At 72.2% G+C, this 13,696-nt stretch carries 12 protein-coding genes; 7 read left to right on the top strand and 5 right to left on the bottom strand.

The features are described from left to right. The first annotated feature begins 10 nt into the window (after window positions 1–10). Window positions 11–1,738, top strand: a complete 1,728-nt coding sequence (locus C1I92_RS24955; RefSeq protein WP_111257351.1) for an aminotransferase class V-fold PLP-dependent enzyme — start codon at window positions 11–13, stop codon at window positions 1,736–1,738. 207 nt (window positions 1,739–1,945) lie between these two features. After that, a complete protein-coding gene (locus tag C1I92_RS24950) occupies window positions 1,946–2,581 on the top strand; it encodes a vitamin K epoxide reductase family protein (RefSeq protein WP_111257350.1) in 636 nt (211 codons plus the stop codon). Window positions 2,582–2,590: 9 nt separating this feature from the next. On the opposite strand, the gene C1I92_RS24945 is transcribed toward C1I92_RS24950, so the two are convergent. Together C1I92_RS24945 and C1I92_RS24940 are read right to left on the bottom strand one after the other, a co-directional pair. After that, window positions 2,591–3,805, bottom strand: a complete 1,215-nt coding sequence (locus tag C1I92_RS24945; RefSeq protein WP_111257349.1) for a TerC family protein — start codon at window positions 3,803–3,805, stop codon at window positions 2,591–2,593. A gap of 47 nt (window positions 3,806–3,852) precedes the next feature. Continuing rightward, a complete protein-coding gene (locus tag C1I92_RS24940) occupies window positions 3,853–5,112 on the bottom strand; it encodes a stealth family protein (RefSeq protein WP_158564267.1) in 1,260 nt (419 codons plus the stop codon). Window positions 5,113–5,529: 417 nt separating this feature from the next. Between C1I92_RS24940 and leuS the strand changes: the two genes are divergently transcribed. Genes leuS through C1I92_RS24920 form a run of 3 tightly spaced genes read left to right on the top strand, consistent with a single transcriptional unit; the run spans window position 5,530 to window position 9,863 of the window. Next, window positions 5,530–8,382, top strand: coding sequence for a leucine--tRNA ligase (gene leuS / locus C1I92_RS24935; protein ID WP_111257347.1), 2,853 nt, complete (start codon window positions 5,530–5,532; stop codon window positions 8,380–8,382). Window positions 8,383–8,388: 6 nt separating this feature from the next. Further along, entirely contained in the window at window positions 8,389–9,372 is a 984-nt protein-coding gene (locus C1I92_RS24925) for a DegV family protein (protein WP_199521568.1), read from the top strand. Window positions 9,373–9,404: 32 nt separating this feature from the next. Further along, window positions 9,405–9,863, top strand: a complete 459-nt coding sequence (locus tag C1I92_RS24920; RefSeq protein WP_111257366.1) for a VOC family protein — start codon at window positions 9,405–9,407, stop codon at window positions 9,861–9,863. Between the two features lie 136 nt (window positions 9,864–9,999). Here the strand turns inward: C1I92_RS24920 and C1I92_RS24915 are convergent, their stop codons facing one another. After that, complete coding sequence (locus tag C1I92_RS24915; protein WP_111257346.1) at window positions 10,000–10,263, bottom strand: hypothetical protein; 264 nt, start codon at window positions 10,261–10,263, stop codon at window positions 10,000–10,002. Between the two features lie 69 nt (window positions 10,264–10,332). Further along, entirely contained in the window at window positions 10,333–11,247 is a 915-nt protein-coding gene (locus C1I92_RS24910; protein ID WP_111257345.1) for an alpha/beta fold hydrolase, read from the bottom strand. Between the two features lie 59 nt (window positions 11,248–11,306). On the opposite strand from C1I92_RS24910, the gene C1I92_RS24905 reads away from it, so the two are divergent. Next, window positions 11,307–11,960, top strand: a complete 654-nt coding sequence (locus tag C1I92_RS24905) for a TetR/AcrR family transcriptional regulator (RefSeq protein ID WP_111257344.1) — start codon at window positions 11,307–11,309, stop codon at window positions 11,958–11,960. A 444-nt stretch (window positions 11,961–12,404) separates the two neighbouring features. Here the strand turns inward: C1I92_RS24905 and C1I92_RS34590 are convergent, their stop codons facing one another. Beyond that, on the bottom strand, window positions 12,405–12,860 hold the full coding sequence (locus tag C1I92_RS34590; RefSeq protein WP_111257343.1) for a hypothetical protein: 456 nt from the start codon (window positions 12,858–12,860) through the stop codon (window positions 12,405–12,407). A gap of 42 nt (window positions 12,861–12,902) precedes the next feature. On the opposite strand from C1I92_RS34590, the gene C1I92_RS24895 reads away from it, so the two are divergent. After that, entirely contained in the window at window positions 12,903–13,640 is a 738-nt protein-coding gene (locus C1I92_RS24895) for a ComEA family DNA-binding protein (protein ID WP_199521566.1), read from the top strand. Window positions 13,641–13,696 lie beyond the last annotated feature (56 nt).

Raw genomic sequence — 13,696 nt, 5'->3', positions numbered from 1 at the left:
GGGGGCCGGCATGGTCACGTCGCTGATCGAACGGATCCGCAGCGGCATCATCGGCGAGGGCGAGGTGCTGCACGGGCCGTACGGGGCGCGGCGCATGACCTACGCCGACTACACGGCGTCGGGCCGGTCGCTGGACTTCATCGAGGACTTCGTCCGCGAGCAGGTGCTGCCGCTCTACGCCAACACGCACACCGAGAGCTCCGGCACCGGGCTGCAGACCACGCGGCTGCGCGAGGACGCCCGGCGCACCATCCGGCAGTCCGTCGGCGGCGCCGACGACCACCTCGTCGTGTTCACCGGCTCCGGCGCGACGTCCGCCGTCAACAAGCTGATCGGGATCCTCGAGCTGCGGCTGCCGGCCGGCGCCCCGAAGCGGCACGGCGTCGTCTACGACGTGCCGGAGAGCCGGCCGGTCGTGTTCGTCGGGCCGTACGAGCACCACTCCAACGAGCTGCCCTGGCGCGAGACCATCGCCGACGTCGTCGCCGTCGACACCGACGCCGACGGCCACATCGACCTCGACCAGCTGGACCGGCTGCTGCGCCTGCACGCCGACCGGCCGCTGCGCATCGGCAGCTTCTCCGCCGCGTCGAACGTCACCGGCGTGCTGACCAACGCCGACCGCATCGCCGCGCTGCTGCACGAGCACGGCGCGCTGTCGTTCTGGGACTACGCCGCCGCCGCACCCTACGTCCCGATCCGCATGGCCGAGAGCGCGCCCGGCGCCGGCGACCACAAGGACGCGATCTTCGTGTCGCCGCACAAGTTCGTCGGCGGCCCGCAGACCCCCGGCGTACTGGTCGTCGACCGCGCGCTGGTCCAGAACCAGGTCCCGACGGTGCCCGGCGGCGGCACCGTCGAGTTCGTCAGCCCCGACGAGCACCGCTACCTCGACGACCCGGTCGCGCGCGAGGAGGGCGGCACGCCGGCGATCGTCGAGTCGATCCGGGCCGGGCTGGTCTTCGGGCTCAAGGACGCCGTCGGCACCGACCTCATCCAGGAACGCGAGGAGGCGCTCTGGCGGCACGCGCTGCGGCGGTGGAGCGAGGTCCCGCAGATCGACGTGCTCGGCAACCCCGACGTGCCACGGCTGTCGATCGTGTCGTTCCGGATCCGCCACGGCGACCGGTTCCTGCATCACAACTTCGTCGTCGCGCTGCTCAACGACCTGTTCGGGATCCAGGCCCGCGGCGGCTGCTCCTGTGCCGGTCCGTACGGCCACCGGCTGCTGTCGGTCGGCCCGGACGAGTCCCGCGGCTTCCGCGACATCGTCGGCATCGGCTGCGAGGGCATCAAGCCCGGCTGGACCCGGCTGAACTTCAACTACTTCATCTCCGACACCGTCCGCGACTACCTGGTCGACGCGGTCGCGCTGATCGCCCGCGACGGGTACCGGCTGCTGCCCGACTACGGGTTCGACCCGCACAGCGGACTGTGGCGGCACCGCGACGGGACGTCGCGGCCACCGGTCCGGCTCACCGGGCTGCGCTACGACGCCGACGGCGCGATCGTCGGCGCACAACGGCACGAGCGGCTGGGTGAGGAGGCGCTGGCCGCGCACCTGGCCGACGCGCGTGCGGTGCTGGCGTCGCGGCCCGCGACGGTGGAGGACGGCCCGACCGGGTTGTCGGAGCAGTTCGAGGCGCTGCGCTGGTTCACGCTGCCGCCGTCGTGCGTCGTCGCGCCCGACCCGTCGATCGAGCTGCTCATCGACGACCGCTGCGCCCACCACCCCTGAGCGCCCGCCCCGCGCGCTTGGCACGCCCGTGCGTCGCCCTTGGCACGCCGGTCGGCACCTGGCGCGGCCGGAATGTCACGGTTTGTGGAGCGCTCAGGCGTGCCAAGGCCCCGGCCTGCGCAATCGTTTCGTGATCTGTTGCCGGGCACCCAGGGCGCGTAGCGTACGTTGATGGTCCGTCGGATCCCTACGAACACCGGGTGAGTCATGGCCGTGCAGGAGAAGGAACACCTCGAGGACACCGAGTTCGAGCTGCCGGAAACCCGCGCCTCGATCAAGGTACTCGGCTGGCTGCTCGCCGTCGGCGGCGCGATCGGCGTGTTCGCCTCGGCGATGCTGATCATCGAACGGGTCCGGCTGCTCGAGGACCCCGGCTACACCCCGTCCTGCAGCTTCAACCCGATCGTCACCTGCGGCACCGTCATGGAGAGCTGGCAGGGCTCGCTGTTCGGCTTCCCGAACCCGGTCATCGGCGTCGCCGCGTTCCCGGTCGTCGCAACAGTCGGGGTCGTCGTGCTGACCGGCGCCAAGCTGCCGCGCTGGTTCTGGCTCGGCCTGAACGCGGGCGCGCTCGGCGGCGCGGTGTTCGTCACCTGGCTGTTCACCCAGACCACGTACTACATCGGCGCGCTGTGCCCGTACTGCATCGTCGTCTGGATCGTCACCATCCCGATCTTCGTCTACACGACGGGCTACAACCTCTCCGAGGGACATCTCAAGGCGCCGTCGTGGCTGCGCAAGGCCGTCGTCGACAGCCGCGGCCTGATCGTCACGGTCTGGTTCCTCATCATCGCGATGCTCATCACGATCGAGTTCTGGGACCGCTGGTACCTCGTGTTCTGAGGCCCGGCGTCAGTGGTGCGGGCCGATCGGCGCCTCGCCGCGGGCCATGGCGGCGTCGTGGCTGGCCTTGGCCCGCTCCACGAGGTCGAGCAGGCCGTCGGCGTCGCGCGCCATCTGCCGGTACTTCTGGCCCAGCGCGACGATCTGCGCCTTCTCGTCCACGAGCTGCTGGAAGATCCGCTCCCGCTCGGCCGGGTCCTCGGTGTACTCCGAGTCCAGGTAGGCGGTGGCGTGCCGGCGGGCGTTCGCGATCGCCGTCTGCGCCCGGCCGGTGGGGCTGACCAGCGACGCGACCACCGTCAGCACCAGCACCACGACGATGACGCCCAGCGACAGGCCGGTGCTGAGCTCCACCACCTCGACCGGCTGACCGTTGTTGACGAACGGCAGGTTGTTCTCGTGCAGAGCGTGCAGGATCAGTCGCACGCCGATGAAGCCCAGGATCACCGCCAGCCCGAAGGCCAGGTAGATCAGCCGGTCCAGCAGGCCGTCGATGAGGAAGTACAGCTGCCGCAGCCCGAGCAGTGAGAACGCGACGGCGGTGAAGACCAGATAGACGTGCTGCGTCAGCCCGAAGATGGCCGGGATCGAGTCCAGCGCGAACAGCACGTCGGTGCCGGCCAGCGCCACCATCACCAGGACCAGCGGCGTCATCGCGCGGCGCCCGTCCTTGACGGTGAACAGCCGGCCGTCCTCGTAGTCGTCGGTCGTGTGGAAGATCCGCCGGGCCAGCCGGACGGCGACGTTCTCGCCCTCGTCCGGCTCGCCGCCGCGCGGCTTGAGCATGTTGCCCGCCGTCACCAGCAGGATCAGCCCGAACGCGTAGAACACCCAGGCGAACGTGTTGATCAGCGCCGAGCCGACGAAGATCAGCGCGGTCCGGGCGATCAGCGAGAACGTGATGCCGAACAACAGCGCCTTCTGCTGGTACTCCCGCGGCACCCGGAAGCTGTGCAGGATCACCAGGAAGACGAAGAGGTTGTCGACCGACAGCGCCTTCTCGGTGAGGTAGCCGGCGAAGTACTCGGTGCCCTCCGCGGTGCCGCCGAAGATCATCACGCCGACGCCGAAGAGCAGTGCGATCCCGACGTACAGGGCCGACCACGTGGCCGACTCGCGCAGCGTCGGGACGTGCGCCTTGCGGACGTGGAAGACGTAGTCGAACAGCAACAGCCCGACGACGCCGGTCACCGTCAGCGCCCACACCCAGCCTGGGACGTCCATGGCGCAACCCTAGAGGCCCAGGCGTACCACGTGTCCCGTTTGAGCGGTCAGCCGAGCGTCCGCCGACGGTGCGCCCGCGCCGAGATCGGCCGTCCAGCGCCCGTGGCCGGCCCGGCCTGGCCCGCCGGTCCTGCCGGACGGGCGTTGTGCCTGATCCTGCCACCGGGGCGGGCGGTCGTCGCGCGGTCGTCGGCGAGAGGCAGCGGCTCTGTGAGCGACACCGGCTCGGCGGTGAGCGACACCGGCTCGGCGGTGAGCGTCGCCGGGTCGGTGGTGAGGGTCGCGGGCTCGGTGAGCAGCGCGGGGTCGGCCAGCTCGAACGACGACGGCTCCGGCCAGCGCTCGGCGAACATCGCCAGGACGCGGGTGCGGACCTCCTCGACCTCGTCGATCCGGCCGTCGTTGACGCAGACCTGCGGCACCGGCGAGAACAACGCGTCCTCGATGCGCTCCAGCGGGTCGGCTCCGATCTCGACGTACCGGCCGAGGTGCTCGTGCGGCACCCAGCTGAACCGCCCGGTCGCCACGTGCCAGTGGGTGGCCAGAGCGACGGGAGCGACGTCCTCGCGCGATCGCAGCACCGAGCGGCGGGTCCCCTCGATCGCGGCGCCGGCGGCCTCGAACGCGGCCCGGACGACGGACTTGAGCAGCGGTGTGGCGAGGTGGTGGTCGGTCACCGGCGGGACGCGGCCGGATCGGGTCAGCCGCAGCGCGCGGTCCAGGTCGCGACGCAGCCCCGCGCCGCGTCCGCGCGACAGCACCGCACGCCGGTACCCGGGCAGCGTGAAGTGCTGGTTCACGATGCCCGACGCGTTGAGGACGGCGTGCGCGTGCACGTCGCCGTCGGTGAGCAGCATCGGCATGGGATCGGCGTAGGGCAGTCCGCCGGGGAAGAAGAACTCCGGGCCCAGCGGCGTGGTCAGGTAGAAGTCGTCGTTGAGGTAGACGAACCGCTCCGCGAGCCCGGGGATGCGGTGCAGGCAGGCCTCGGCGGCGTGCGAGTTGAACGTCCGCGGCGCGTCCGGGTTCAGCGACCAGCCGTTCACCACCCGCAGCTTGGGATGCAGGGTGTTCAGCCAGGCGGGCGGCCGGGTCTCGGTCAGCAGGTGGACGGTCCGCACCCATGGGGCGTTCTCCTCGACGGAGCGGAACCAGTACCGCAGCAGCCCCCAGTCGCGGAACCGGATGTCGCTCTCGTCGAAGCGATCGGGATCGGGATGGCCGAGTGCGGCTCTGCGGGCTCGCAGCCACTCCCTGTCGTCGCCGGAAACCCAGGACACCACCATGTCGACGGGCCCACCTGGCATCTGCGCAGCAACCTCCGTTTGTCGTCGTCCACGAGAACGCCGGGCCCACGCGCGGCCGTCAGTCGGCCGGGGCGCTGGAGGTCGCCTGGTTGGGTCACCGGCCGCAGGGTGGCGCCGACCGGTGCGTCGGCGAGCATCGCGCGGGCCTCGCCGTTGAGGACGCCCACCGGACATCTGGAGGCCGATGAGCGTTCACCCAAGGTTTACCATTGCGCCACCCGTACGCCTAGACCCGTACGCCCGCGCCGGGTGGGTGCGCTATCCTGACGATGTGCGAGGCCTGCTGCTCCTTATCGGGCCGCGCTGACTGGAAACGGACGCCCTCCAGCGGCGTCACGTCGGCGCGGCTGACCCCTCCTGCGTGAGGGGTCTTCTCACGTTTAGGGCCCGACACCCACAGATGAGGGACGAATTCCGATGAGCCAGACGCAGACCGGCACGACGGCCACGCCCGCCGACGACGCGCCGTATCGCTATACCGCCGAGGTCGCCGGCCAGATCGAGCAGCGCTGGCAGGACCGCTGGGAGGACGAGGGCACGTTCGACGCGCCCAACCCCACCGGCCCGCTGGCCGAGCCCGGCGCGGCGCTGCCCGAGCACAAGTTCTTCGTGATGGACATGTTCCCGTACCCGTCCGGGAAGGGCCTGCACGTCGGCCACCCGCTGGGGTACATCGCGACCGACGTGTTCGGCCGCTACCGGCGCATGCGCGGCGACAACGTGCTGCACGCGCTGGCCTACGACGCGTTCGGGCTGCCGGCCGAGCAGTATGCCGTCCAGACCGGGCAGCACCCGCGCAAGACCACCGAGGAGAACATCGCGACGATGCGCCGGCAGCTGCGCCGGCTGGGGCTGGCGCACGACAATCGGCGCACGTTCGCGACCATCGATCCCGGCTACGTCCGCTGGACGCAGTGGATCTTCCTGCAGATCTTCGAGTCCTGGTACGACGAGTCGGCCGGGCGCGCGCGGCCGATCGCTGAGCTGGTCGCGGCGTTCGCCGACGGTTCCCGGCCGGTGCCCGGTGGCGCGTCCTGGAGTGCGCTGAGCTCCGTTGAGCAGCGCGCCATCATCGACGACCACCGGCTGGCCTACGTGTCCGAGTCGCCGGTGAACTGGTGCCCCGGGCTGGGGACGGTGCTGTCCAACGAGGAGGTCACCTCCGACGGCCGGAGCGAGCGCGGCAACTTCCCGGTGTTCAAGCGGAACCTGCGCCAGTGGATGATGCGCATCACCGCCTACGCCGACCGGCTGATCGACGACCTGGACCGCATCGACTGGCCCGAGAAGGTCAAGACGATGCAGCGCAACTGGATCGGCCGGTCCACCGGCGCGAACGTCCGGTTCGCGACCGACGCCGGTGACCTGGAGGTCTTCACGACGCGTCCGGACACCCTGTTCGGCGCGACGTTCATGGTGGTGGCGCCCGAACACCCGCTGGTCGACGCGCTGACGCCGCCGGCCTGGCCCGCTGACGCCCGGCCCGCGTGGACCGGCGGGCACGCGACGCCCGCCGACGCCGTCGCCGCGTACCGTGCGTCCGCCGCGGCGAAGACCGAGGTCGAGCGGCAGACCGAGGGCCGCGAGAAGACCGGCGTGTTCACCGGCTCGTACGCGGTGAACCCGGTCAACGGCGCGCGGATCCCGGTGTTCGTCGCCGACTACGTGCTGATGGGCTACGGCACCGGCGCGATCATGGCGGTGCCCGGCCAGGACGAGCGCGACTGGGAGTTCGCCGAGCGGTTCGAGCTGCCGATCGTCCGGACGGTGCAGCCGCCGGCCGACTTCGACGGCGAGGCGTACGTCGGCGACGGGCCCGCCATCAACTCCGCCAACGACGAGATCTCGCTGGACGGGCTGGGCGTCGACGAGGCGAAGGCCGCGATCATCGGCTGGCTGGAGTCTCAAGGTACCGGCGAGGGCACCGTCACGTACCGGCTGCGCGACTGGCTGTTCAGCCGGCAGCGCTACTGGGGCGAGCCGTTCCCCGTCGTGTACGACGAGAACGACCAGCCCATCGCCATCCCCGACCACCTGCTGCCGGTCGAGCTGCCCGAGGTGCCCGACTACTCGCCGCGGACGTATGCGCCGGACGCGGCCGACACCGAGCCGGAGCCGCCGCTGGCCCGCGTCCCCGAGTGGGTGAACGTCGAGCTGGACCTGGGCGACGGGCCGAAGACGTACCGGCGCGACACGAACACCATGCCCAACTGGGCCGGTTCCTGCTGGTACGAGCTGCGCTACCTGGACCCCACCAACAGCGAGCGGCTGGTCGACCCCGAGGTCGAGAAGTACTGGATGGGCCCGCGCGGCGACGGCGACGCCGGCGGCGTCGACCTGTACATCGGCGGCGTCGAGCATGCCGTGCTGCACCTGCTGTACTCGCGGTTCTGGCACAAGGTGCTGTTCGACCTGGGGCACGTGAGCAGCGAGGAGCCGTTCCACAAGCTGTTCAACCAGGGCTACATCCAGGCCTACGCCTACGTCGACGCGCGCGGTTCGTACGTACCGGCCGAGCAGGTCGTCGAGTCCGGCGACCAGTTCCTGTTCGAGGGCACGCCCGTCACCCGCGAGTACGGGAAGATGGGCAAGAGCCTGAAGAACATGGTCACGCCCGACGACATGTACCGCGACTACGGCGCCGACACGTTCCGCGTCTACGAGATGTCGATGGGCCCGCTGGACCTGTCCCGCCCCTGGGAGACCCGCGCCGTCGTCGGGTCGCTGCGGTTCCTGCAGCGGGTGTGGCGCAACATCGTCTCCGAGCAGACCGGCGAGGTCGTCGTCGGTGACGCGCCGGCCGACGACGAGACGCGGCGGGTGCTGCACCGCACCATCGACGCCGTCCGGTCCGACATGGAGGCGATGCGGTTCAACACCGCGATCGCCCGGATGATCGAGCTGAACAACCACCTGACCAAGCTGGACACCGTCCCGCGCGAGGCGGCCGAGGCGCTGGTGCTGATGCTGGCGCCGATCGCCCCGCACGTCGGCGAGGAGCTGTGGTCGCGGCTGGGTCACCCTGAGTCGCTGGTCCGCGAGCCGTTCCCGGTCGCCGACCCCGCGTACCTGGTCGAGGACACCGTCACCTGCGTGGTGCAGGTCGCGGGCAAGGTCCGCGACCGGCTGGAGGTGCCGCCGTCGATCGGTGAGGACGAGCTGCGCTCGCTGGCGCTGGCGTCCGAGGCGGTGCAGCGGTCACTGGACGGCCGGCCCGTGCGCACGGTCGTGGTGCGGGCGCCCAAGCTGGTCAACGTCGTGCCGGGCTGACCCGCGGTGCCGGCGCAGGTCGCGGTCGTCACCGACTCGACGGCACACCTCGCCGCCGACGACGTCGAGGGGTACGGCATCCGCGTGGTGCCGCTCCAGGTCGTCGTCGACGGCGAGGCGGTGGACGAGTGGACGCCCGGCGCTGCCGGTGTCGCGGGGTTGGCCGGTGCGGCCTCGGGTGCGGCTGCGGCCGCGGGTGCGGCTGCGGCCGCGGGTGCGCTCGGCGCCGTCGGCCCGCGGGGTGCGGGCCGGCTCGGTGCGCCGGGCGGCTTCGGTCCGCGGGAGGTCGCCGAGGCGCTGCGCGCCCACGTCCCTGTCACCACGTCCCGGCCCAGCCCGCGCCGGTTCCTGGACGTGTACGAGTCGGCCGCGGCGGAGGGCCACACCGCCGTCGTCTCCGTCCACATCTCCGGCAGCCTGTCCGGCACCGCCGATGCCGCCCGGCTGGCCGCCCGCGACGCGCCGATCCCCGTCCACGTCGTCGACTCCCGGTCGCTCGGCATGGGTCTGGGCTACGCCGTCCTCGAGGCGGCGTCGGCGGCTGAGCGTGGCCTGACCGCCGACGAGGTGGCGGCGCTGGCGCAGGACCGCGGCGTCCGCTCGTCCGCCTTCTTCTACGTCGACACGCTGGACTACCTGCGCCGCGGCGGCCGCGTCGGCGCCGCGTCCGCCGTCGTGGGCACGGCGCTGGCGATCAAGCCGCTGCTGCATCTGCGCGACGGCTGGATCGACCTGCTGGAGAAGGTGCGGACGTCGGCGCGGGCCCGCGCGCGCCTGGAGGACCTCGCCGTCGAGCGGGCGCTGGCCGCCGGTGGGCCGGTCGACCTCGCCGTGCACCATCTCGACAACGCCGCGCGCGCGGACGAGCTGGCCGCCCGGCTGGCCGAGCGCCTCCCGTCCGCCGGTGCCGTCGTCGTGACCGAGGTCGGCGCCGTGATCGGCGCCCACGTCGGGCCCGGTCTGCTGGCCGCGGTGATCAGTCCGCGCTGACGTTGTCGGTGCCGGGTGGCATCATGCGCCGCATGCCCCGATCTTCCGAGGTCTTCAACCTCACGTTCGACGCCACCGACCCGCGCCGGCTGGCGGAGTTCTGGGCACTCGCGCTCGGGTATCAGGTCGAGCCGCCGCCCGACGGTTTCGCCAGCTGGGAGGAGGCGCTGGCGGCGTGGAACGTCCCGAAGGAGGACTGGGACTCCGCCAGCGCCGTCATCGACCCCGACGGCGTGCTGCCGCGGGTGTACTTCCAGCGGGTGCCCGAGGAGAAGACCGCCAAGAACCGCGTCCACCTCGACGTCCGCGCCTGGCGCCGGTCCGGTCCCGACGCCGCGCCGCCGCCCCTCGCGCAGCGCCGTGCGGCCGTCGAGGCGAAGGTCGCCGAGCTGGTGGCGGCCGGCGCCACCGTCGTCGGCCCGGTCGAGGAGTACGACAACTTCTGGATCATCCTCCTCGACCCAGAGGACAACGAGTTCTGCGTCGTCTGACTCTCAGGCTGCGGCGCCGGCCGACGCTGGCCGGCGACCTGCAGCGCCGATGACTGGCCGAGCCGCTCGGCCGACGTGCGCTGTGGCCCGCCGAGCCGCAGCTCGCCGACGTCGCCGCCAGCCAGCACGCTCAGTGTCATCGCCCCGGCAACTGCACGATCTGCCCGTTGACCAGCGCCGGCCGGCACCGCCGTGGGTGTTGATGCCGTCGCGGCTGGTGAGGGTGCGGGCCGGCCGGCCGATCCGCACGCCGACGCCCGGCGTCGCCGCCGGCCAGCGGATGCAGCGCCATCGTCGGCACGTGCACGATCTGCCCGTTGACCAGCGTCGGGCCGGCACCGCCGTGGCTGCTGATGCCGTCGCGGACGGTGAGGGTGCCGGTCGGCCAGCCGATCCGCATGCCGACGCCGGCGTCGGCATGCGGATCGGCAACTTCAACCGCCTCGCGCTCGCCTGCCGTCGCTGGCGGTCATCGTCGCCGCACCTCCGTCGTCGTGGTCGTCGTGCCGGCTCGTCCTGCCGTCGTCAGTCGCGCTGTCTCGTCGAGCGCAGGCGCCGCCGGCTGGTTCCGCTGTGCCGTCGCGAGCCAGTCGGCCAGCACTTCGGGTTCGTGCAGGTAGACCTCGTGATCGGTGACGCCGGGAACGACCGTGACCGGCGTGCCCGCGAGTGCGGCGATGGCCTCCGCGATCGCCGAGTGCATCGGGTCGGTCGCCTCGCCCACGGCGATCGTCACGCGGTCGGCGGGCAGCTCGCCCGGGGCGAACACATGGGCCGTGATCAGCGGCCCGTCGTCGCGGACGATCGCCTCCGCGTTCACCGTCGTACGCGCCACCATCGGGTCGGCGAGGTCCGCGGCGCCGTTGCTGATCACCGCGAGCATGACGTGATAGGCGCCGGCCCAGTCGGCCGGGTGATCGCGCAGGTGGTCGGTCACCGGGGCCATCATCGCCGCGTGCAGCTCGGCGCCGCCGGGCAGAGCGGTGACCGCGGGCGCCTCCCAGGCGACGGCGTCAGCGACCAGCTCCGGATGCAGGGCGGCGAGCGCGAGCGCCACGATGCCGCCCGAGCTGAACCCGATGACGTGTGCCGGCTCGTCCGCATGCATCCGCAGCACCGCAGCGGCGTCGTCGGCATGCTGGACGGCGGCGTCATAGGTGTGCGGACGGGCATCCGCGCCGGTCGGGGCCGCGGCCGGCGCGGCCGGCCAGCCGGCCCGGGTGCTCCCGCCCGTGCCGCGGCGGTCGTACCAGATGACGCGCCGGCCGAGACGGGCGATCGCCGTCGCCTGTGGCGTCAGCAACTCGGCGTCCTCGGCGCCGCCGTGGATCAGCAGCACCGGCGGGCCGTCGCCGGCGCCGGTGGTGCGGACTGCGAGGTCCATCAGGTTCCCCCTCAATTCATTTAATCTAAGCTATATCGAATATAGGCTAGGATGGGTGAATGGGCAAGGCCGCGACCAGGAGGTACGACGCCACCGGGAGGCAGGCCCAGGCCCAGGTCACGCGGGCCCGCATCCTCGATGCGGCGCAGCGCCTCTTCCTCGAGCAGGGCTACTCGGCGACGTCCGTCGCCCAGATCGCGGCGGCAGCGGGTGTCTCCGCGCCGACGGTCTTCGCCGCGTACAAGTCAAAGGTCAACCTGCTCAAAGAGGCCGTCGACGTAGCGATCGTGGGTGACGCCGACGCTGTCCCGCTGGCCCAGCGGCCGGTGATGCGCCGTGTCCACGAGGCGGCGACGGCGGCCGAGATGATGGGGCGCTACGCCGAGGCGGTCACCGAGGTGGGCAACCGGGCGGTGCCGATCTTCATGGTCGCCTACCGTGCCGCCGACGCCGACCCGGAGATCGCCGGTCTCGTCGCCGACCTCGACCGGCAGCGGCTGGCCGGCGCCGGCATGATCGCCGACGCCGTCGCCGCCCGTCTTGGTGGCCTGGGCACTGAGGACCATGCCGCGCTGCGCGACACGATCTGGACCATGAACTCGCCGCAGCTCTACGACCTGCTGGTCGGTCAGCGCGGCTGGCCGGTGTCCCGCTACCGCGACTGGATCGAGACGACGTTGCTGGCCCACCTGGCCGGCTATCCACAGCCCTGACCAGTTTCTCCAGCTGTCCACAGAAGCCGGTTTCGCCGGCTCCGGCGGTCGGTTCGCCGACCTAACGTCGCAGGCATGCGATCGTTCCGTTCCCGCCCCGTCGACGACCACACGGCGGCGCTCGCCCGAGCCCGGGTAGCGCATGTGGCCGGCGGCCGCTGGGCGAGCGGAACCGGTCCCATCGCGGACGACCGGGGGCCGCGGGCGGCGGTGCCGGATCTGGCGTTGGCCCGGGCCGCCCTCGACCGCTCACCGGAAGGGTCCGATGCGACCCGGACGGACGCGTACGGCGCACCGAGCCGTCCTGGCCCTGACGGCGGAACAGGCCGGCCTCCTCCAGACGACAGGTCGGCGTTGACTGACGAGCCAGGCCCTCGTCGCCCGACCCCGGGCGACCGGCCGAGCCGCCCCACACCGAGCAACCTGCCGGACCGACCGACGACATCAGGCGACGGACTCGGGCGTGGCGCTCTCGCCGGCGCCCCGGGCCGACAGGCGCCGGACGATCGGTTCGGCCAGGCGGTTCTCGACGCTGACCAGCGTCGTCCGATGCCGCGCCAGCGCGGAGGCCGCCCGGTGCCGGGCGACGCACTCGGCCAGGGCGCTCTCGCCGGCCAACCGGCCCGACAGCCACCGGACGATCGGTTCGACCAGGTGGCTCTCGGCGCTGACCAGCGTCGTTCGATGCCGCGCCAGCGGGGAGGCCGTCCGGTACCGGGCGACGCACACGGCCCTGGCGCACCGGCCCGACAGGCGCCGGACGATCGGTTCGGCCAGGTGGCTCTCGGCGCTGACCAGCGTCGTTCGATGCCGCCCCAGCGCGGAGGCCGCCCGGTGCCGGGCGACGCACTCGGCCAGGGCGCTCTCGCCGGCGCACCGGCCCGACAGCCACCGGACCACGAGCCTGACCGTGTCGAGCTCGACGATCCGCCCGATCCGGCGATGCTGGGGGAGCGCCCGCTGGACCCCGCTCCCACGATCCGCCTCGGCCGGCTGGGGCTGGAACGGATCCACCTCGCCGTCATCGTGCTGGTGGTCCTCGTCGGGGTGATCGGTGCCGCGGTCCTGTTCCTGCGGTCCCGGCCCGAGGTGGTGCCGATCGAACCGGAGCTGGTCGCGACCGGGTCACCGATCGACACAGGAGCAGCCACCGGAGCCGACACTGGCGGAAGCGCCGAGCCCGACGACACCGCCGACGCCGCCGACGCCGCACCGTCGGGCCGGCCACCTGACGACCCGTCGGCGCCGGCCTCGATCGTCGTCCACGTCGCCGGTCTCGTGGCCCGTCCTGGCGTCGTCGAGCTGCCGACCGGTTCCCGGGTGATCGACGCCATCGAGGCAGCCGGCGGCGCGACGCCCGAAGCAGATCTGACCCCGATCAACCTCGCCCGCATCCTCACCGACGGCGAGCAGGTGCTCGTCACCGAAGACCCGCCGGCGCCGCCGCCCGCTCCGCCGGCCGACGCACCGGCTGCGGGGGCGCCGTCCGGACCGGTGAACCTCAACACTGCGACCGCTGCCGAGCTCGACACCCTTCCCGGCATCGGCCCGACCCTGGCCGGACGGATCCTGGAGTGGCGCGAGCAGAACGGGCGCTTCACCACCGTCGACGAACTGCGTGAGGTCTCCGGGATCGGCGACCAGCGCTTCGCCGAGCTCGAACCGCTGGTGACGCTATGACCGGCCAGCAGCCGTCCAACGGCCCGACCCCGCCGACCTCCGACGTTCGTGGCCTG

The sequence above is a fragment of the Jiangella anatolica genome (assembly GCF_003236295.1).
In the GTDB taxonomy this organism is placed as follows: domain Bacteria; phylum Actinomycetota; class Actinomycetes; order Jiangellales; family Jiangellaceae; genus Jiangella; species Jiangella anatolica.
Note: the sequence above shows the minus strand (reverse complement) of the source record. Positions and strands in the feature narration are given on the sequence as shown.

Excerpts from the sequence above, each read along its gene's own strand:
- C1I92_RS24955 (WP_111257351.1), top strand. The coding sequence starts at position 11 with ATGGTCACGTCGCTGATCGAACGGATCCGCAGCGGCATCATCGGCGAG.
- C1I92_RS24950 (WP_111257350.1), top strand. The coding sequence starts at position 1,946 with ATGGCCGTGCAGGAGAAGGAACACCTCGAGGACACCGAGTTCGAGCTG.
- C1I92_RS24945 (WP_111257349.1), bottom strand. The coding sequence starts at position 3,805 with ATGGACGTCCCAGGCTGGGTGTGGGCGCTGACGGTGACCGGCGTCGTC.
- C1I92_RS24940 (WP_158564267.1), bottom strand. The coding sequence starts at position 5,112 with ATGCCAGGTGGGCCCGTCGACATGGTGGTGTCCTGGGTTTCCGGCGAC.
- leuS (WP_111257347.1), top strand. The coding sequence starts at position 5,530 with ATGAGCCAGACGCAGACCGGCACGACGGCCACGCCCGCCGACGACGCG.
- C1I92_RS24920 (WP_111257366.1), top strand. The coding sequence starts at position 9,405 with ATGCCCCGATCTTCCGAGGTCTTCAACCTCACGTTCGACGCCACCGAC.
- C1I92_RS24915 (WP_111257346.1), bottom strand. The coding sequence starts at position 10,263 with ATGCGGATCGGCTGGCCGACCGGCACCCTCACCGTCCGCGACGGCATC.
- C1I92_RS24910 (WP_111257345.1), bottom strand. The coding sequence starts at position 11,247 with ATGGACCTCGCAGTCCGCACCACCGGCGCCGGCGACGGCCCGCCGGTG.
- C1I92_RS24905 (WP_111257344.1), top strand. The coding sequence starts at position 11,307 with ATGGGCAAGGCCGCGACCAGGAGGTACGACGCCACCGGGAGGCAGGCC.
- C1I92_RS24895 (WP_199521566.1), top strand. The coding sequence starts at position 12,903 with ATGCTGGGGGAGCGCCCGCTGGACCCCGCTCCCACGATCCGCCTCGGC.